This window comes from Kitasatospora sp. NPDC041917 (assembly GCF_055589745.1).
Map to the genome: position 1 here is coordinate 14910 of NZ_JBVJBI010000010.1, position 18662 is coordinate 33571.

An 18662-nucleotide genomic window follows, 5' to 3' on the forward strand; every position below is an offset into this window, starting at 1 on the left:
AGGGAACGGGTCAGCAGTCCAGCGCGCCGATCGCGGAGCGCAGCGCGCCCGGCACGTCGGCCACCAGCCGGTGCACGCCGTCCCGGACGACGTGCCGGCCGCCGACCACGACGTGCCGCACGTCCGCCGCCGAGGCCGCGAAGACCGCGATCTCGGCGCCGAGCCGGGGCGGCGGTCCCGCCGTGCGGACGGTGTCCAGCGCGATCACCGTGAAGTCGGCGAGCGCCCCGGCCTCGATCCGTCCGGCCTCCGGCCAGCCGAGCGAGGCGTGGCCGTCCTCGGTCCCGGCCCGCAGCAGCGCGTTCGCCGTCCAGTGGCCGCGGGTGCGGGTGCGCAGCCGCTCGTCCAGCTCCAGCGCGCGGGCCTCCTCGAACGGGTCGATCACCGCGTGGCTGTCGCTGCCCAGGGTGATCGGGGAGCCCGCCGAGGCCAGCCGGCGGGCCGGGCCGATGCCGTCCGCGAGGTCCCGCTCGGTGGTGGGGCACATGCAGACCGTGGTGGAGGAGTCGGTGAGCAGCCGGACGTCCTCGTCGGTCAGGTGGGTGGCGTGCACGGCCGAGGTGCGCGGGCCGAGCGCGCCGTGGTCGGCGAGCAGCCTCGTCGGGGTGACGCCGTGCGCGGCCAGGCAGGCGTCGTTCTCGGCGGTCTGCTCGGAGAGGTGGACGTGCAGCGGCGCCCCGTGCACCGACGCCCAGTGCGCGACGGTGCCCAGCTGCTCGGCCGGGACGGCCCGCACCGAGTGGACGGCGGCGCCGATCCGGGCGTGCTCGCGCGGCTTGAGCGCGTCCGCCCGGACCGCCCAGGCCTCCGCGTCGCCGTCGCTGAACCGCAGCTGCGGCTTGGTCGGCTCGGCGCCGAAGCCGGAGGAGAGGTAGCAGGTGTCCAGCAGGGTGATCCGGATGCTGGCCCGGGCGGCGGCCTCGATCAGCGCCTCGCCCATCGCGTTCGGGTCGGTGTAGCGGGCGCCGCCGGGCGCGTGGTGCAGGTAGTGGAACTCGCCGACGGCCGTGATGCCGGCCAGCGCCATCTCGGCGTAGACGGCGGTCGCGAGCTCCAGGTAGCGGTCCGGGTCCAGCGCGCCGGCGAACCGGTACATGGTGTCGCGCCAGGTCCAGAAGGTGCCGGAGCCGACCTGGACGTGCCCGCGCAGCGCCCGGTGGAAGGCGTGCGAGTGGGCGTTCGCCTGACCGGGCAGCAGCAGCCCGTCGAGCCGGACGGCGTCGGGCGGGCAGGGGCCGCTGTCCGGGGTGACGGCGGCGATCGTGCCGCCGGGGCCGGTGGTGATCAGCACGTCCGGCTCGACCACCGGCCCGTTGTCGTGCGGCAGCCAGGCGTACTGCGCCCAGTAGCGCACGTGCTCGTTCACTGGCACGCCAGGTCCTCCAGTACGTCGGCGAGGGCGGCGACCCCGGCCAGGCAGTCGGCCTGCTCGGCGTGCTCGGCCGGGGAGTGCGAGACGCCGGTGGGGTTGCGCACGAACAGCATGGCGGTCGGGATCGCGGAGGCCAGGATGCCGGCGTCGTGTCCCGCGCCGGTGGGCAGCACCGGGGCGTCCAGCAGCTTGGCCAGCCGGTCGCGCAGCGGCCCGTCGAAGTCCACCACCGGGGTGTAGGACTCGCGGGTCAGCTCGACCCGGACGCCGTCGCGCTCGCCGCGCTCGGCGGCGGCCCGCTCGATCTCGGCGACCAGCTCGGTCAGGGTGCGCTCGTCGGCGGCCCGGGAGTCCAGCCAGCCGCGCACCAGTGAGGCGATCGCGTTGGTGCCGTTGGGCTCCACCGCGACCTTCCCGAAGGTGGCCAGCGCGCCCGCCAGCTTGGCCTTCTTGCGGGCGGCGAGCACGGTGTTGGCGTAGGTCAGCATCGGGTCGCGGCGGTCCTCGATCCGGGTGGTGCCGGCGTGGTTGGCCTCGCCGTGGAAGTCGAACCGCCAGCGGCCGTGCGGCCAGATCGCGCCCGCCACGCCGACCGGCTGCCCCTCGGCGAGGCAGCGGCCCTGCTCGACGTGGAGCTCGACGAAGGCGCCGATCCGGGCCAGCCGGTCGTCGTCCGCGCCGATCGCGGTCGGGTCGTAGCCGGCCTTCTCCATCGCGTCGGGCAGCCGCAGGCCGTCGGCGTCGCGCAGCTCGTACGCGGCCTCGCGGGACAGCACCCCGGCGGTCAGCCGGGAGCCGATGCAGGCCACCCCGAAGCGGGCGCCCTCCTCGTCGCCGAAGTTGACGATCGCCAGGGGCCTGGTGAACTCCGTTCCCCTGACGCGCAGTTCGTCCAGCGCGGCGAAGGAGGAGACCACCCCGAGCGGGCCGTCGAAGGCCCCACCGTCCGGGACGGAGTCCAGGTGGGAGCCGGTGACGACCGCCCCCTGCCCGTTCGGGTCGCCCAGCCAGGCCCACTGGTTGCCGTTGCGGTCCAGCTCGTACGTCAGGCCGCGGCTGCGGGCCTGCTGCTCGAACCAGGCGCGGCACTCGGCGTCGGCGGAGTTCCAGGCGAAGCGGCGGTAGCCGCCGGAGGAGGCGGAGCGGCCCACGGGGAGCAGCTCCGCCCACATCTCTTCGAACGACGGAACCGTCACAGCTCACCCATGGGGACGCGCACGCCGCGCTCGTCGGCGACCTCGACCGCCCGGTCGTAGCCGGCGTCGACGTGCCGGATGACGCCCATGCCCGGGTCGTTGGTGAGCACCCGGCGGATCTTCTCGCCGGCCAGCGGCGTGCCGTCGGCCACGGTGACCTGACCGGCGTGGATCGAGCGGCCGATGCCGACGCCGCCGCCGTGGTGGATGGAGACCCAGGAGGCGCCGGAGGCCACGTTGACCATGGCGTTGAGCAGCGGCCAGTCGGCGATCGCGTCCGAGCCGTCCAGCATCGCCTCGGTCTCCCGGTACGGGGAGGCGACCGAGCCGCAGTCCAGGTGGTCGCGGCCGATGACGATCGGCGCGGACAGCTCGCCGGAGGCGACCATGTCGTTGAAACGCTCGCCGGCCTTGTCGCGCTCGCCGTAGCCGAGCCAGCAGATGCGCGCGGGCAGGCCCTGGAAGTGCACCTTCTCCTGGGCCATCTTGATCCAGCGGTGCAGCGACTCGTTCTCCGGGAAGAGGTCGAGCACGGCCTTGTCGGTCTTGGCGATGTCCTGCGGGTCGCCGGACAGGGCCGCCCAGCGGAACGGGCCCTTGCCCTCGCAGAACAGCGGGCGGATGTACGCGGGGACGAAGCCGGGGAAGGCGAAGGCGCGGTCGTAGCCGGCCAGCTGGGCCTCGCCGCGGATCGAGTTGCCGTAGTCGAAGACCTCGGCGCCGCGGTCCAGGAAGCCGACCATGGCCTCGACGTGCTTGGCCATCGACTCGCGCGAGCGGGTGGTGAACTCCGCGGGCTTCTCGGCCGCGTAGGTGGCCATGTCGTCGAAGGCGACGCCGATCGGCAGGTAGCTCAGCGGGTCGTGGGCGCTGGTCTGGTCGGTGACGATGTCGATCGGCGCGTCCATCGCGAGCAGCTGCGGGAAGAGCTCGGCGGCGTTGCCCAGCAGGCCAATGGAGAGCGGCTGCTTCTTGTCGCGGGCCGCGGTGGCCAGCTCCAGCGCGTGCGCGAGGTTCTTGGCCTCGACGTCCAGGTAGCGGTGCTCGATCCGGCGGGAGATCCGGGACGGGTCGCAGTCGATGCAGATCGCCACGCCGCCGTTCATGGTGACGGCCAGCGGCTGGGCGCCGCCCATCCCGCCGAGGCCGGCGGTGAGGGTGATGGTGCCCTCCAGCGAACCGTTGTACCGCTTGTTGGCGACGGCGGCGAAGGTCTCGTAGGTGCCCTGGAGGATGCCCTGGGTGCCGATGTAGATCCACGAGCCGGCGGTCATCTGCCCGTACATGGTGAGCCCGAGGCTCTCCAGCCGGCGGAACTCCTCCCAGTTGGCCCAGTCGCCGACCAGGTTGGAGTTGGCGATGAGCACGCGCGGCGCCCACTCGTGGGTCTGCATCACGCCGACCGGCCGCCCGGACTGGACCAGCATGGTCTCGTCCTGCTTCAGGCCCTCCAGCGTCCTCACCATGGCGTCGAAGGAGCGCCAGTCCCGCGCGGCCTTGCCCGTGCCGCCGTAGACCACCAGCTTGGACGGGTGCTCGGCCACCTCGGGGTCGAGGTTGTTCATCAGCATCCGCAGGGCCGCCTCCTGCTGCCATCCCTGCGCCGTCAGCCCCGTCCCACGCGCCGCGCGCACCTCACGCGGCCCGCTCGCCTGCTGCACCATAGTTCGGCCTCCCTGCGGATGGATTCATTCAAGCTATGTTCGATTGAATATAACTAAACAGTCGGCTTTCGACCAGACCCCGAAACCATCCGATCAACGCCCGAACCGGAACGCCTGTCGCCAGTAGCCTGCGACCGGAAGCGTCAGCCGATCGGCCCAGCGGAGGACGCCATGGCAGCTGTTCCGGCACGCTCCGGCAGGCTGCGTCGCACCGCCGAAGAGGTCGAGCGGCGCACCGGCCTGCGGGTCGAGATCATCGGCGGCGTCCTGCACGGCACGTACGGCGAGGCCGTCCCGCTGCCCGCGCCGCCGCCCGCCGAGCTGGACACCTCCGGCCTTCCGCTGTACGCGCCGCGCGGCCGGGTCAGGCCGCCGCGCCGCCGTCCCAGTCGATGCCGATCTCGGCGAGCCAGCGGCGGTCGTCGGCGTCCGGGGCGGGCGGGGACGGCGGGCGGGGGATGTTCTGGACGGGGCCGAGGCCGTACTTCTCGGCGGCCGCGACGGCGCGGGCGTCGGGTTCGATGACGCCGACGTGGACGGCCGACTCGTCGCCCGGGTCGAGGACGGTCAGTTCGGGTTCGGGCAGGCGCCGCAGGGTGACGCGGCGTCCGCAGGCGGGGCAGGACCATTCGTCGGCGCCCGAGGAGAGGCGGGCGACGAACTTCATCTCGTGGATCACGTGCATGGGTGGCACCCCCTGCAGGAGGGGATGCCCGGGTTTGTGACGGCTACTCCCCCGCCGCCGTTCCGGGCCGTGCTTGTTCCACGCTCATTCCAGGAAGAGGCCACGCGCCGCCGCCGACTGCTCGATCGCCTCCAACCGGGCTTCCGCGCCCGGCAGTTCGTCGCACATGGATTGCAGCAGCACCCGGCCGAGCATCATCGGGGCGCACGCGGTGTCGAAGACCAGCCCGGTACCGACGGCGGCCGGCAGCATCAGGTCGGACAGCTTGGCGACCGGCGCGAAGGCGCTGTCGGCCACGGTGAGCACCGTCAGCCCGCACTCGCGGGCCACCGTCAGCGCGTCCATCAGCTCCCGCGGGTAGCGCGGCAGCGCGAAGCAGAGCAGTGCGCTGGCCCCGGCCGCCCGGGCCTGTTCCAGCCGGTCGGCGAGCATGCTGCCGCCCTCGTCCAGCAGCCGGATGTCCGGGTGCACCTTGGCCGCGAAGTAGGCGAAGCCGCGCGCCTGCGCCGAGGCGGCCCGCAGGCCGAGCACCGGCAGCGGGCGGGAGGCGGCGAGCAGCCGGGCGGCCCGGGTGATCGGCTCCGGGTCGGCGAGGAGTTCGGCGAGGTGGCGCAGGTGGGCGATCTCGGCGAGCACGGCCTGCTGGTGCTCGTTGCGCACCGCGTCGTCCGGGGTCTCCGGCGCGGCCTGTTCGCCGCCGCCGAGTTCGCGCAGCTGCTTGCGCAGCGCCGGGTAGCCGTCGTACCCGAGCGCGACCGCGAAGCGGGTGACGGAGGGCTGGCTGACGCCCGCGAGTTCGGCGACCTCGACGCTGGACAGGAACGGCGCCTCGGTGGCGTGCCGCACCAGCGAGTGGGCGATCCGGCGCTGGGTCGGCGTCAGCCGGTGCCCCTCGAACAGTTGGAGCAGCCGGGCGGAGGGGCCGACGCTGCCGGTCTCGTCGGTGGCGGTCATCAGCGGTACCTCCGGGTGCGAGGGGGTCGGACGACGACTGTGCAGGAGCGGGCCGCACCTGGCAAAGACGTCTCGTACGGCGGGACGTCCGGTGGGACGCCCCGCGGGTCGGACCGGTCGGACCGGTCGGACCGGTCGGACCGGTCGGACCGGTCGGGCGGTCGGCCGAACCGGGTCGGGGTAACCCTGATTTGTCCCTGAGCCCGCCCGGATTCCTCCTCCGAACGGATGGACCGGGGGCCCCGGCGGCCCCACCCTGGTTCCATGGACACTCGTCAGGACGAACTGCGGCGCGACCTCGACGCCACCCTCCAGGCCCGCAAGGAGCTCGGCAAGGAGTACGAGGACGCACTCGTCGACTCCTTCATGAAGCGGCTCGACGCCCGGCTGGACGCCCGGGTCGAGCGCTCGGTGGCCCAGCGGTTGGACGACTACGAGCCGCGGTCCCCCCACCGGGGGCAGCCCCGCCGTTCGGGCTGGGGCAAGCGCTCCAACACCGGGCTCGCGGTGACCTCGCTGGTCCTCGGCATCCCGCTGACGGCGATCGCGGGCAGCCCGGAGAGCGGCGGCTTCGCCGGTCTGGTGGTCTGCTGGGCGGGCATCGTCGGGGTCAACCTGGCGGCCGCCCTGGGCGAGCTGCGCAACCGCCGGGACCGCGCGGAGCGCTCGCCGCGGAGCGACTGGGACTGAGCCCCCGTCACTCCGCGGCGACGCCACGACCCCGGCCGGCCGGGGCTCAGGCCAGCGGGCCGGTGACCCGCTCGACCGCCCGCACCAGCTCGCCGGAGGCGACCAGCTCGGCGGCGGCCTCCAGGTCGGGCGAGAGGAAGCGGTCGCGGCCGGCGCCGCCGACGCCCGCCTCCCGGGCGGCGGCCATGGCGGCCGCGGTGGCCGGGGCGACGCGGCCCGACGCGTCGGCCTGCTGACGGATCTCCAGCGCCCGGGCGGACGCGGTGAGTTCGACGGCGAGGATCCGGCCGAGGTTGGCCACGGCCTGGCGCAGCTTGCGCGCGGCCGACCAGCCCATCGACACGTGGTCCTCCTGCATCGCGGAGGAGGGGATCGAGTCGACCGAGGCCGGGACGGCGAGCCGCTTGTTCTCGCTGACCAGCGCCGCCTGGGTGTACTGGGCGATCATCAGGCCGGAGTCCACGCCCGGGTCGTCGGCCAGGAAGGCCGGCAGGCCGTGCGAGCGGGCCTTGTCGAGCAGCCGGTCGGTGCGGCGCTCGGAGATCGAGCCGAGGTCGGCGGCGGCGATGGCGAGGAAGTCCAGCACGTAGGCGACCGGGGCGCCGTGGAAGTTGCCGTTGGACTCCACCCGGCCGTCCGGCAGCACCACCGGGTTGTCGACCGAGGCGGCCAGTTCGCGCGAGGCGACCAGCCGGGCATGCTCCAGGGTGTCCCGGCCGGCGCCGGCGACCTGCGGGGCGCAGCGGATCGAGTAGGCGTCCTGGACCCGCGGCGCGTCGTCCTGGTGGTGGCCGGTGAGGCCGGAGTCCTTGAGGACGGCGAGCATGTTGGCGGCGCTCAGCGCCTGGCCCGGGTGCGGACGGATCGGGGCGTGCAGCTCGGGGGCGAGCACCTTCTCGGTGCCGAGCAGCGCCTCCAGGCTCATCGCGGCGGTGATGTCGGCGGTGGTGAACAGCCGCTGGAGGTCGGCGATGGCCATCACCAGCATGCCGAGCATGCCGTCGGTGCCGTTGATGAGGGCGAGGCCCTCCTTCTCCAGCAGCTCGACGGGCTCGATCCCGGCGGCGGCGAGCAGTTCGGCGGCGGGCTTCTCCACGCCGTCCGGGCCGGTGGCGGTGCCCTCGCCCATCAGGACCAGTGCGCAGTGCGACAGCGGCGCGAGGTCGCCGGAGCAGCCGAGCGAGCCGAACTCCCGCACCACCGGGGTGATGCCCGCGTTGAGCAGGGCGGCCATGGTCCGGGCGACCAGCGGCCGGACGCCGGTTCGGCCGGAGGCCAGCGTCTTCATCCGCAGGAACACCAGCGCGCGGACCACCTCGCGCTCGACCGCCGGCCCCATGCCGGCGGCGTGCGAGCGCACCAGCGACCGCTGCAGCTGGGCGCGCAGCTCGGGGCTGATGTGGCGCACGGCGAGCGCGCCGAAGCCGGTCGACACGCCGTAGACGGGGCGCGGCTCGGCCGCGAGGGCGTCGATCCGCGCGCGGGCGACCGCCATCTCGGCCAGCGCGTCGGGGCCGATCTCGACCCGGGCGTTGCCCCGGGCGACGGCGAGGACGTCCTCCGCGCTGACGTCGGCCTTGCCGACCAGGACCAGCGGAGCGTCGGGGGCCACAGCACTGTGCATATCCATATACACCATCACATCAGGTGAATGAAGATATGACAACAGGTGCTCGCCATCCGGATTCTCCGCCCTCCGGACCGGCGCCGCACACCGCGGCCCCCGGGCCGCCTCCGCTTCACCTCACGAGTTCACCTCACGAGCTCGGCCTCGATCAGGTCCACCGCCCGGGCGGTGCCGCCCTCGGCCCGCCCGGCGGCGGACAGCTCGCGCAGCCGCTCGGCCACCGCCGGGTCGCCGACCAGCTCCAGCAGGGCTGCGCGCAGCGCCTCCGCGGTGGCCTGCTCGGTGTCCAGCCGACGGGCGACGCCGAGCCCCACCAGGGCGTCCGCGTTGGCGAACTGGTCGGTGGCCTGCGGCACCGCGATCATCGGCACGGCGTGGAACAGCCCCTCGCTGGAGCCGCCCATGCCCGCGTGGGTGACGAAGGCGTCCGCCTGGGAGAGCACCGACAGCTGCGGCACCCACCGGTGCACCTCGACGGTGTCCGGCACCTCGCCGAGCTCGGCCGGGTCGGTGTGGCTGCCGATCTGGAGCACGGTGTGCCAGCCCGGCAGCTCGCCGAAGGCCCGGACGCAGGCCCGGTAGAAGGCGGGCTGGTGGGTGAAGGCCGAGCCCAGCGAGACCAGCAGCACCTTCTCGGCGCCGGCCGGCCGCTCCCACCGCCCCTGGTGGGCGCGGTCGCCGAAGCAGGGCCCGACGAAACTGATCCGCCGCTCGTCGACCCGGTCGGCGTTGGGCTGCAGGGCGCGCGGGACCAGGGCGATCGCCCGCTCCGGGCGGTTCTTGAAGGCGTCCACGTCGCGCTGCGCCGCACCGGCCTCGGCCAGCCAGTCGGCGAACCGGCGGTAGTGCTCGGCGCCGCCCGGACCGGTGCGGATCGCCTCGAACACCTCCGCGAGGTCCTGCTCGAAGCCCTCCCAGCCGACGAAGGTGGGCGACAGCTGCACGACCGGCACCCCCAGCCGCTCGCCGAGCGCCCGGGCCGCGAAGCCCGCGATGTCGCAGAGCACCAGGTCGGGCCGGTCGTCGGCGAAGGCCTCCAGGAGGACGGGCCACATGGAGAGCGCGTCGTCCAGGAACAGTTCCTGGATCGCCACCGGATCCTCCATCCAGCCGTCCGGGTCGTCGGCGAGCGGCAGCTTCGTCGGGTACGGGACGAAGGCGGCGCCGGTGGACTCGACGGTTTCCCGGAAGGACGGGTCGTTGACGTAGCTGACCCGGTGGCCGCGGGCGACCAGCTCGGTGATCACGGCGAGGCTGGGGTTGACGTGGCCATGGGCCGGAATGGAGACCATCAGGATGTGTGCGGGGCGGTTCACGGGCACCTCCGGGGCAGCGATGAAGACGAGACGGACCGTCTCGCGGTTGCTTGAGAAGACAATACGGTTCGTCTCGCTGTTGCGCATAGAATTTTTCCCATGGCTTCCAGAACCGCCCCCGACCCCGCCCGCCGCAGCGAGCGCGCCCGCGCCGCCGTCCTCACCGCGGCCACCGAACTCGTCGCCGAGGTCGGCTACGGCAAGCTGACCATCGAAGCGATCGCCGCCCGCGCCGGCGTCGGCAAGCAGACCATCTACCGGTGGTGGCCCTCGAAGGGGGCGGTGGTCTTCGACGCCTTCCTCGCCGCCGGCGAGCACGAGGGCAGCCTCGCCCTCCCCGACACCGGCGACCTCGCCGCCGACCTCCGCGCCGTCCTGCGCCCCACCAGCGACGAGCTCGCCGACCCGGGCGCCGACCGCACCTTCCGCGCGCTCCTCGCCGAGATCCTCAACGACCCCGCGCTGCACGCCGAGTACCGCACCCGCCTGCTGGACCCGCTGCTGGAGGTCACCCGCGACCGCCTCCGCCGTGCCCGCGAGGCGGGCCAGATCGCCCCCGACGCCGACCTCGACCTGGCCGTCGAACTCTTCTACGGTCCGCTCAACTACCGCTGGCAGTTCCGGCTCGGCCCGCTCACCCACGAGCACGCCGACCTCCTGGTCGACGCCGCCCTCCGGGCGCTCAACCCGCCCGCCGCCGACGGCGGCCGCGGCGCCTGAACCAGCACACGGCCACCACCGCGACCGGCACGCGGAGCAGCGGCACGAGGGCGGGCCGGGTGCACGGCCCGCCGGACCCACCGCGGGAGCCGTGCCGACGGCGAGGTGCCCGGGGCGCCGTCACCGGGTCCGCCGACGGGCCCCGACCGGGGGTGCCGCCTCAGACCGCCGGCGGCGAGGCCGGGCCCGCCAGGGCGACCGAGACCAGGGCCCGCATGGCGCAGGCGGCCTGGCCCAGCGGCAGGGTGGCGTCGTCGGCGAAGAGCTCCACCAGCCAGCCGCCGGCCGGGTTCTGGCCGCCCGCCGCGACCATGCCCCGGTAGCCGGAGACGACGAGCATCGCCTCCTCCGCCGGGTCGTTGCCGGCCGCACCCGACCGCAGGGCGAAGGCGCCGCCGCGCACGGCGCGGCGGGTCATCGGGTAGTGCCGGAGGTCGAAGACCGCGTCGGGGGCCTCGATCCGGGCCCGCTGGGTCTCGGCGCGGGCGTTGGCGGGGCCGCTGGTCATCCGGTAGACGGCGTGCTGGGCGGTGCGCATGAACTGGGAGCCCGGCGGAACGTACGAGACCCACCAGCCGACGGCGTCCAGCAACCGGGCGGCGGCCTCGGCGACCACGACCAGCTTGCCGAGGGTGTCCGCCGGGTGGACGGCCCGGGCCGCGGCGGCCCGGTCGAGGGAGGCGAGCACGGCGGTGAGCAGCTGCCCCGGGTCGGCGCTGTGGGCGGCGCCGCGGAACCGCCGCCGGTCGCCCGCCCCGGCCCGGCCGTTCGGCCCGCGCCGCCCGTCCGCCCGGTGGTGCGGGTCGGCGGCGTCGGCGAGCAGCACGGTGGGGTCGGGCGAGAATCCGGGGCCGTGACTGCGCCCGGCGACCACCGGGTGGGCGGCCCGGGCCGCCTTGGCCCGGTACTGGGCGGCGTCGGCGAGCCGGAACAGCCGGTCGGGGGTGGTGACGGGCCCGATCGAGTCCCCGGTGGAGGCGACGCCGCAGGCCACGCCCTCGCCCTCGGAGAGCGCGAGCGCCCGGGCGCACAGCTCCTCGGCGACGGCGACCACCTCGTCGGCCTTCTGCCCCTCCACCAGCAGGCAGAACTCGTCGCCGCCGAGCCGGGCGGCGAGGCTGCCGGGGAGCTTGGCGGCGGCCAGCGAGAGCTGGTGGGCGAACCGCTCCAGCAGCCGGTCGCCCATCTCGTGGCCGAGCTGGTCGTTGACCCGTTTCAGTCCGTTGACGTCGCAGACCACCAGGGAGACCACGGTGTTGTCCCGGTTGTGCGCCTCCAGCGCGCTCTCCAGCCGGGCGTCGACGGCCCGCCGGTTGGCCAGGCCGGTGAGCGGGTCGGAGAAGGCGAGCCTGCGCAGGTCGGCGAGGCGCTCGGTCTGCGCCAGCCCGGCCGAGACCTGGGCGGCGAGCAGCGTCGCGTAGTCGGCGTCGCCCTCGGTGAACCCGGGCATCCCGGCCGACCGGGCGAGGTAGAGCTCGCCCCAGGCCTGGCCGTGCAGCACGATCGGCGCGACCACGCAGCAGGCCCGCCCGCGCCGGCGCAGCGCCGCGGCGCGCTCCTGGCAGTACGCGCCGGCGGTCGGGTGGGCGTGCCCGGCGTGCGGCTCGCTGTTCTCGGCGGTCTGCAGCCAGGCGCGCGGCAGCCGCCCGGTGGTCCAGCGTTCCTCCAGGTACGTGACGATCTCGGGGAAGTCGGCGACCGGGTACGACTCGTCCTCGGGCAGTTCCTCCTCGCCCGGGGCGAGTTCTCCGTGGTTGACCAGGACCCGCAGCCGGCCGGACTCCCGGTCCCAGACCGAGACGGCGGCCATGGTGGCGCCGAGCGCCTCGGTGGCCCGGGTGGCGGCGGCCCGGACGGCCTCCAGCGGGGTGAGCGCGGCGGCCATGTCCTGGGCGAGCTCGACCACGGACTGCAGCCTCAGGTCGGGCAGCGGGTCGGGGTTCCGCGGACGGCCGCAGTCGCAGTCGCGGTCCGTCATGATCGCCTCGCTGCTCACCGGCTCGCCTCGCTCCCTGTGCTCGGTCCTGCCAGACCCCCGCCGACCGGCCGCTTGCACCAAGACTATGGCGGTTTCCTTCGCTTATGCCCCGTTTGCCCGGACGGACCCGCAGCCGACCGTACGGGTTTCAACCGTTCGGCACCCGGAAAGCCGTACCCGCCGCGGGAGAGCCGCACCCATCGCCGGAGAGCGCGCCCACGGACCTCCGCACCGCGGACGGCTTCTCCGCCCCCACGCCTTCCCCGCAGGCGGAGCGCTATTCGCCTTCCCCGCGGGCGGGCCACTGTTCGCCTTCCCCGCGGGCGGGCCACTGTTCGCCTTCCCCGCGGGCGGGCCACTGTTCGCCTTCCCCGCGGGCGGAGCGCTACTCGGCCTTCAGCCGCCGGGTGAGCAGCCACGGCTCGACCAGTCCGAGCCCCCGCACCGGCCGCCGCCACATCGGCTGCAGGTGGAACCGGGCCCCGGCCTCCGGGCCCGGCATCGGCAGCCCGGAGGCGGGCATCCCGACCGCGGCCGACAGCGCCTCGGCCAGGCCCGGCCCCTCCGAGTCGGCCGGGGCGACGCTGCCGTTCTGCTCCAGCGCGGCGGCGAACTCGCCGTCGATCAGCACCGCGTCCTTGGGGGCGATCGAGGTCAGCCGGCTGGCCAGGTTGACGGTGGTGCCGAAGACGTCGCCCATCCGCGAGGTGACCGTGCCGAAGGCCATGCCGACCCGCAGCGGCGGGATGGTGTCGTCCCCGGCCAGCGCCTCGATCAGGCTCAGCGCGATCTCGGCGGCGGTCGCCGGGTCCTCGGAGACGTAGAGGATCTCGTCGCCGAGCGTCTTGATCACCCGGCCGCCCTGGCCGGCGATCAGGTCCGAACAGGTGTTCTCGAAGGTCTCGACCAGCTCGCCGAGCTCCTCCTCCTCCAGCCGCCGGGACAGCCGGGTGAAGCCGACCAGGTCGGCGAAGCCGACGGCGAGCCGTCCGCTGGTGATCTCGTTGTCCTCGGCGGCCTGCACCACCCGGCCGGTGACGGCCGCCAGCTGGCGCCGCCAGACGTACACCAGGAACTGCTCCAGCTCCGGCAGCAGCAGCTCGACCAGCGGGTACGCGACGTCGGCCCGGGTCAGCCCGGGCTCGACGGACTGGGTGAGGTTCTCCAGGAAGGTGTCCATCTGCCAGCCGGCCAGCCGGGCCGTGGTCTGGCCGGTGGAACGGGCCACCTGGATCGCCATCGACTCGCTGAGCAGCCCGGACTCCACCAGGCCGGCCAGGCGCCGCAGCGCGATCACGTCGCCGTCGGTGAGCGCGCGGGACTGGCCGATGTCGGGGAAGCCCATGGCGCGCCAGAACCGGGTGGCCAGCTCCATCGGGACGTCGGCGGCGCGCGCGGCCTGGTACGGGGTGTAGCGGCGCGGCGCGTCCAGGATCAGGCGTTCCAGTTCGAGCGCGACCGTGGGGTCGTTGCTGCCCGCCGTCGCGCCGCTGCTGCCGTCCTCTGCCACCGGTCCGTCCCCGTGCGATCGCCGCACTCGCCTCGTGTCCTACCGGTCCGGGCGCGCCGTCCGCCACCCGGGCGGACAGTGGCGCGCCTCACACCGCTGCCAGGTGGAATGTTCGCACGGAATCGTCGGATCCGGGGCATCAGCCCGGGTCAAGGGGTGGTGAAGACTGCCGTTCAGCGGGCCTCGGGGCGCACGTGGACGACGTCCCCGGCACCGACCGCCCGGCGTACGCCGTCGGGCGTGCGGACCACCAGCCGCCCGTCGCCGTCCACCGCCACCGCCTCGCCGACCAGCTCGCGGTCGCCCGGCAGGTGCACCTTCACCCGGCGGCCGAGCGTGGTGCAGCGGTCCGCGTAGGCGCGCAGCAGGTCGCTGGCGTGCGGGTCGCCCGCGGCGGCCGTCCACTCCCGGTACAGCTCGGCCAGCTCGCGCAGCAGGGCGCGCAGCAGGGTGCCCCGGTCGGTGGTGGAGGCGCCGGCCAGTGCGAGCGAGGCGGCGGCGGGGACGGGCAGTTCCTCCGTGCGCAGCGAGACGTTGAGGCCCATGCCGACCACCACCGCGCCGCCCGACAGCTCGGTGAGGATGCCGCCGAGCTTGCGCTCCGCGCCGTCGATCTCCGTCTGGAGGTCGTTGGGCCACTTCAGGCCGACCTCGACCCCGGCGACCCGGCCGAGCGTGCTGGCCGCGGCCACCCCGGCCAGGATCGGCAGCCAGCCGTACCGCTCGACCGGCACCCCCTCGGGGCGCAGCAGCACGGACAGGAACAGCCCGGAGCGGGGCGAGGCGGTCCACTGCCGGCCCAGCCGGCCGCGGGCGGCACTCTGTGCCTCGGCCACCAGCACCGCGCCCTGGGCGGCGCCCGCCGCGGCCCGGGCGGCGAGGTCGCTGTTGGTGGAGCCGGTCTCGGCGACGACGTCCAGCGAGGTCCACAGGCCGCCCGGGACGAGCAGGTCGTGGCGCAGCGCCTCCTCGTCCAGCGGCGGACGGTCCAGGTCGGTCCAGGGCGACGGTCCGGCGTGGCCGAAGCCGCGCAGTCCGCTGCGGCGGGGGGTCTCGGGTGCGGTCATGGGAAAACCCTAGGACCGATCCGGGACGCAGGCCGCCCCATCGTCCCGCAGAACACCCGTCAACAGAACTGTGTCGATGGTCATGACGCCAGGACGTGCCGCATCGCCCTCCGCGCTGGCTACGCTACCCAGCGGTAGTTCGTAGCGCCGCCCTGCCCTCATGCGCGGGCCCACCACCCGGCCCCGCGCGCACTCGAACAGGTCGCGGCCATGGATCAGGGAGAGCCACCGGATGACCGAGGCGTCGTACGACCCCCACACCACCGCCGGCAAGCTCGCCGACCTGCGGCGAAGGCTGGACGAGGCGGTGCACTCCGGCTCCGCGAAGGCCGTGGAGAAGCAGCACGCCAAGGGCAAGCTGACCGCCCGCGAGCGGGTCGCGGAACTGTTGGACGAGGACTCCTTCGTGGAGTTCGACGAGTTCGCCCGGCACCGCTCGACCAACTTCGGCCAGGAGAAGAACCGGCCGTACGGCGACGGCGTGGTGACCGGCTACGGCACCGTGGACGGCCGCCAGGTCGCCGTGTTCGCCCAGGACTTCACCGTCTTCGGCGGCTCGCTCGGCGAGGTGTTCGGCGAGAAGATCGTCAAGGTGATGGACTTCGCGCTGAAGACCGGCTGCCCGGTCATCGGCATCAACGACTCCGGCGGCGCCCGGATCCAGGAGGGCGTGGTCTCGCTCGGCCTGTACGGCGAGATCTTCCGGCGCAACGTGCACGCCTCCGGCGTCGTCCCGCAGATCTCGCTGATCATGGGCCCCTGCGCGGGCGGCGCGGTGTACTCCCCCGCGATCACCGACTTCGTGGTGATGGCCGACCGGACCTCGCACATGTTCATCACCGGCCCGGACGTGATCAAGACCGTCACCGGCGAGGACGTCGCGATGGAGGAGCTGGGCGGCGCGCGCACCCACAACGCCAAGTCGGGCAACGCGCACTACCTGGCCGCCGACGAGAAGGAGGCGATCGAGTACGTCAAGAGCCTGCTCTCGTACCTGCCCTCCAACAACCTGAGCGACCCGCCGTCCTACCCCGAGCAGGCCGACCTCACGGTCACCGAGGAGGACCTCGAACTCGACACCATCGTGCCGGACTCGGCGAACCAGCCGTACGACATGCGCACGGTGATCGAGCACATCGTCGACGACGGCGAGTTCCTGGAGACCCAGCCGCTGTACGCGGGCAACATCATCACCGGCTTCGGCCGGGTCGAGGGCCAGTCCGTCGGCATCGTCGGCAGCCAGCCGATGGACCTGGCCGGGTGCCTGGACATCAACGCCAGCGAGAAGGCCGCCCGCTTCATCCGCACCTGCGACTCGTTCAACGTCCCGGTGCTGACCTTCGTCGACGTGCCCGGCTTCCTGCCCGGCACCGAGCAGGAGTGGGACGGCATCATCCGGCGCGGCGCCAAGCTGATCTACGCCTACGCCGAGGCCACCGTCCCGCTGATCACCGTGATCACCCGCAAGGCCTTCGGCGGCGCGTACGACGTCATGGGCTCCAAGCACCTGGGCGCCGACCTCAACCTGGCCTGGCCGACCGCGCAGATCGCCGTGATGGGCGCGCAGGGCGCGGTCAACATCCTGCACCGCCGGGAGATCGCCGAGGCCGAGGCGGCCGGCACCGTCGAGGAGAAGCGGGCCGAGCTGATCGCCTCGTACGAGGACACCCTGCTGAACCCGTACCTGGCGGCCGAGCGCGGCTACGTGGACGCGGTGATCGCGCCGAGCGAGACCCGCCGGCACATCGTCCGCGGTCTGCGGGCGCTGCGCGGCAAGCGCGAGGTGCTGCCGCCGAAGAAGCACGGCAACATCCCCCTGTAGGCCCCGTCCCTGTCGGGAGAGAAGCAGCCATGTCCCCGATCCACGTACTGCACGGGCAGCCGACCCCCGAGGAGCTGGCCACCGTCCTGGCGGTGGTCCAGGCCCGGGCCGCCGCCGCGCAGGCCGCCGCCGAGGCGGCGCGCCTGGCCGGTGCCGGCCCGGCGTCCCCCTGGAACGACCGCGCCCGCCTGCACCGCCCCGCCGTCCGCCCCGCCGTGAACGCCTGGCGGACCTCGGGCTGGGCGCACTGACACCCGCCGTGCGGAGCGGGCGACCGGCCCCGCCGGCCGCCCGCTCCGCGTGTTCCCGGGCGCCCGCTCCGCCCGGAACCTGAGTACGGATACTCAGGCGCCCGCGCCCCGCGCGGCGCACTCTGGACGGGTGCTCTGGTCAGATCCCCGTGACGAGCCCTCGCCCGAGGCCCGTCGGATGCAGGAGCGGATGCAGCGGGCCGGCAAGGTGATCGCCGTCCTGGTGCTGGTCGGCGCCGTGCTGATGATGCTCTCCCAGCCCTTCACCTGAACCGTTCACCCGAACGGCGGATAGGAGCACCCCCTACCCTGGTGGGCATGACCGACCAGCGCGCCCTCGTCCTCGCCTCCGCCTCCCCCGCCCGCCTCGGGCTGCTGCGCCAGGCGGGCCTCGACCCGCGCGTGGTGGTCAGCGGCGTCGACGAGGACGCGATCACCGCCGCCACCCCCGCCGAACTCGCGCTCGTGCTGGCCGAGGCCAAGGCGAAGGCCGTCGCCGCCGAACTCGCCGACGGCGAGCTGGTGATCGGCTGCGACTCCGTCCTGGAACTGGACGGCCGGGCCCTCGGCAAGCCCGCCGACGCCGCCGAGGCGCTGGCCCGCTGGCAGTCGATGCGCGGGCGCGCCGGCGTGCTGCGCACCGGCCACTGCGTGATCGACACCACGACCGGCCGGCAGTCCTCGGCCACCGCCTCCACCACCGTCCGCTTCGGCACCCCGGACGACGCCGAGGTCGCCGCGTACGTGGCCTCGGGCGAACCGCTGCACGTGGCCGGGGCGTTCACCCTGGACGGCCGCTCGGCGCCGTTCATCGACGGCATCGACGGCGATCCGGGCAACGTCATCGGCCTCTCCCTGCCGCTGCTGCGCCGGCTGCTCGCCGACCTGGGCGTGCGCATCACCGATCTGTGGGCCGACTGACCTGCCGCACCGCGCCCCTGTCGCCCTAAGCTGACCGGCGTCCGAACGGGGAGGGGCGCGGAAGATGACCGACAGCGTGCTCAACGTGGTGCTCGGCCTGGTGGCCAGTGCGATCAGCGCTGTCCTCGGCTGGCTGGCCCAGGTGCTGCGGCGGCGCCGCAAGGTCGAACGGGTGCGGGCGTTCTTCGGGCTGCCGAGCGGCAGCGAGTGCCTGATCGTGGTGCCGCGCAGCATCGGGACGGGCTCGCACGCGCACACCGTGACCCGGCGCGACGCCTACGCGCTGATGTGGCTGGCCGGGCTGGTCGAGGAGTGCGGGGCGCGTCCCGAACTGGTCGCCCACGACGCCGCGCACCGCGGCCTGGGCGCCAAGACCGAGCTGTGCCTGGGCGGTCCGGTCAGCAACGAGCGGATGGCCGCGCACCTGGCCTGGGCCCTGCCCGGCGTGCTCGTCACCTCCGGGCCGGGTCCCGGCAGCAACGTGATCGTGGTGGGCGAGCGCGACTACACCGCCGACCGCGACCAGGCGCACGCCCTGCTCGCCCGGATCTCCACCCCGGACGGCGGCCGCCCGGTGTTCCTGGTCGCCGGCCAGACCGGCGTCGCCAACCAGGCCGGGGTGCGCCACCTGGTCGCGCACCACCGCGAACTCGCCCGGAGGTACGGGCAGGACGGCACCTTCGCGCTCGTCCTGCGGGTGGTCAATCCGGAGGCGTACGGGCCGGACATGGTCGAGGTGGCGGCCGACGTGACGGCCGAGGCGCTGCAACGGCCAGGCGCCCGCTCAGGCGCCGCTTGAGCGGTCCGCGCGAGACTGTGGCCGATGCCACCTCCCCGCCACGCCGCCGGCCGGTCACCCGCCGTGGCCCCGCCCGATCCGGGGGGACCG

The 18662-nt window shown here is 74.3% G+C and carries 16 protein-coding genes and 1 pseudogene; 7 read left to right on the forward strand and 10 right to left on the reverse strand.

The genetic code is table 11. The features are described 5' to 3' along the window. Positions 1–10: 10 nt before the first annotated feature. From ACZ6EM_RS14515 to ACZ6EM_RS14535, 5 genes are all read right to left on the reverse strand, one after another. Positions 11–1372, reverse strand: a complete 1362-nt coding sequence (locus ACZ6EM_RS14515) for a formimidoylglutamate deiminase (RefSeq protein WP_465772500.1) — start codon at positions 1370–1372, stop codon at positions 11–13. Next, positions 1363–2544 (reverse strand): allantoate amidohydrolase, encoded by a 1182-nt coding sequence (locus ACZ6EM_RS14520; protein WP_452178821.1) that lies wholly within the window; start codon positions 2542–2544, stop codon positions 1363–1365. The genes ACZ6EM_RS14515 and ACZ6EM_RS14520 overlap by 10 nt, the downstream gene beginning before the upstream one ends. A gap of 20 nt (positions 2545–2564) precedes the next feature. Further along, positions 2565–4232: a urocanate hydratase gene (hutU, locus tag ACZ6EM_RS14525; protein ID WP_359906110.1), complete on the reverse strand. Its 1668-nt coding sequence runs from the start codon at positions 4230–4232 to the stop codon at positions 2565–2567. 364 nt (positions 4233–4596) lie between these two features. After that, positions 4597–4917: a hypothetical protein gene (locus ACZ6EM_RS14530; protein ID WP_359906104.1), complete on the reverse strand. Its 321-nt coding sequence runs from the start codon at positions 4915–4917 to the stop codon at positions 4597–4599. Between the two features lie 84 nt (positions 4918–5001). After that, positions 5002–5871: a MurR/RpiR family transcriptional regulator gene (locus ACZ6EM_RS14535; RefSeq protein WP_224278798.1), complete on the reverse strand. Its 870-nt coding sequence runs from the start codon at positions 5869–5871 to the stop codon at positions 5002–5004. A 264-nt stretch (positions 5872–6135) separates the two neighbouring features. On the opposite strand from ACZ6EM_RS14535, the gene ACZ6EM_RS14540 reads away from it, so the two are divergent. Continuing rightward, positions 6136–6561, forward strand: a complete 426-nt coding sequence (locus tag ACZ6EM_RS14540; protein ID WP_452178813.1) for a hypothetical protein — start codon at positions 6136–6138, stop codon at positions 6559–6561. Positions 6562–6607: 46 nt separating this feature from the next. Here ACZ6EM_RS14540 and hutH read toward each other — a convergent pair whose 3' ends face one another. Together hutH and ACZ6EM_RS14550 are read right to left on the reverse strand one after the other, a co-directional pair. Further along, positions 6608–8185, reverse strand: a complete 1578-nt coding sequence (gene hutH / locus ACZ6EM_RS14545; RefSeq protein WP_401045292.1) for a histidine ammonia-lyase — start codon at positions 8183–8185, stop codon at positions 6608–6610. A gap of 128 nt (positions 8186–8313) precedes the next feature. Continuing rightward, positions 8314–9480: a macrolide family glycosyltransferase gene (locus ACZ6EM_RS14550; RefSeq protein WP_401045311.1), complete on the reverse strand. Its 1167-nt coding sequence runs from the start codon at positions 9478–9480 to the stop codon at positions 8314–8316. 123 nt (positions 9481–9603) lie between these two features. Between ACZ6EM_RS14550 and ACZ6EM_RS14555 the strand changes: the two genes are divergently transcribed. Beyond that, positions 9604–10224: a TetR/AcrR family transcriptional regulator gene (locus ACZ6EM_RS14555; RefSeq protein ID WP_401045295.1), complete on the forward strand. Its 621-nt coding sequence runs from the start codon at positions 9604–9606 to the stop codon at positions 10222–10224. Between the two features lie 727 nt (positions 10225–10951). Here the strand turns inward: ACZ6EM_RS14555 and ACZ6EM_RS14560 are convergent. The 3 genes and pseudogenes from ACZ6EM_RS14560 to ACZ6EM_RS14570 all read right to left on the reverse strand — a co-directional run. After that, positions 10952–12109 (reverse strand): annotated as a pseudogene (locus ACZ6EM_RS14560) (GGDEF domain-containing protein); the annotation flags it as partial. 478 nt (positions 12110–12587) lie between these two features. Further along, positions 12588–13712: an adenylate/guanylate cyclase domain-containing protein gene (locus ACZ6EM_RS14565; protein ID WP_401045297.1), complete on the reverse strand. Its 1125-nt coding sequence runs from the start codon at positions 13710–13712 to the stop codon at positions 12588–12590. Between the two features lie 173 nt (positions 13713–13885). Next, positions 13886–14779 carry a biotin--[acetyl-CoA-carboxylase] ligase gene (locus ACZ6EM_RS14570; RefSeq protein ID WP_465772501.1) on the reverse strand — a complete coding sequence of 298 codons (894 nt, stop codon included), beginning with the start codon at positions 14777–14779 and terminating at the stop codon, positions 13886–13888. 232 nt (positions 14780–15011) lie between these two features. On the opposite strand from ACZ6EM_RS14570, the gene ACZ6EM_RS14575 reads away from it, so the two are divergent. From ACZ6EM_RS14575 to ACZ6EM_RS14595, 5 genes are all read left to right on the forward strand, one after another. Next, positions 15012–16601 carry an acyl-CoA carboxylase subunit beta gene (locus ACZ6EM_RS14575; protein WP_359906088.1) on the forward strand — a complete coding sequence of 530 codons (1590 nt, stop codon included), beginning with the start codon at positions 15012–15014 and terminating at the stop codon, positions 16599–16601. A gap of 29 nt (positions 16602–16630) precedes the next feature. Further along, positions 16631–16852 (forward strand): acyl-CoA carboxylase epsilon subunit, encoded by a 222-nt coding sequence (locus ACZ6EM_RS14580; protein ID WP_401045301.1) that lies wholly within the window; start codon positions 16631–16633, stop codon positions 16850–16852. A 130-nt stretch (positions 16853–16982) separates the two neighbouring features. Continuing rightward, positions 16983–17123 (forward strand): morphogenic membrane protein MmpB, encoded by a 141-nt coding sequence (gene mmpB / locus ACZ6EM_RS14585; RefSeq protein WP_380542892.1) that lies wholly within the window; start codon positions 16983–16985, stop codon positions 17121–17123. A 47-nt stretch (positions 17124–17170) separates the two neighbouring features. Continuing rightward, positions 17171–17773: a nucleoside triphosphate pyrophosphatase gene (locus tag ACZ6EM_RS14590; RefSeq protein WP_401045305.1), complete on the forward strand. Its 603-nt coding sequence runs from the start codon at positions 17171–17173 to the stop codon at positions 17771–17773. A gap of 64 nt (positions 17774–17837) precedes the next feature. Beyond that, positions 17838–18572: a hypothetical protein gene (locus ACZ6EM_RS14595; protein ID WP_359906076.1), complete on the forward strand. Its 735-nt coding sequence runs from the start codon at positions 17838–17840 to the stop codon at positions 18570–18572. Positions 18573–18662 lie beyond the last annotated feature (90 nt).